General features: G+C 43.1%; 1 protein-coding gene. It reads left to right on the top strand.

Annotated elements, in window-relative coordinates:
- Positions 1–246 (top strand): DUF2345 domain-containing protein (locus GQ589_RS12125; protein ID WP_160426516.1); only part of this gene is annotated, 246 nt, incomplete at both ends.

Below are 246 nucleotides of genomic sequence, written 5' to 3'. Positions count from 1 at the left end.
CGCTGGGGTTATTTGCCCAAAAATCAGGGATGAAACTGTTTGCCAACCAAGGCGATATCGAGGTGCAAGCCCAAAACGCCAATCTCAATATGGCAGCCAAACAAGATATCAAAGTGGATAGTGTGGATGCTAAAACTCAGATAACAGCAGCAAAAGAGATAACCCTTATCTGCGGTGGCTCTTATATCAAAATCAGCAGCGAAGGTATCGAACTGGGTACACAGGATAATATCTATCTTAAGTGTA

The sequence above is a fragment of the Gilliamella sp. Pas-s27 genome (genome assembly GCF_009795865.1).
GTDB lineage: Bacteria > Pseudomonadota > Gammaproteobacteria > Enterobacterales > Orbaceae > Gilliamella.
Note: the sequence above shows the minus strand (reverse complement) of the source record. Positions and strands in the feature narration are given on the sequence as shown.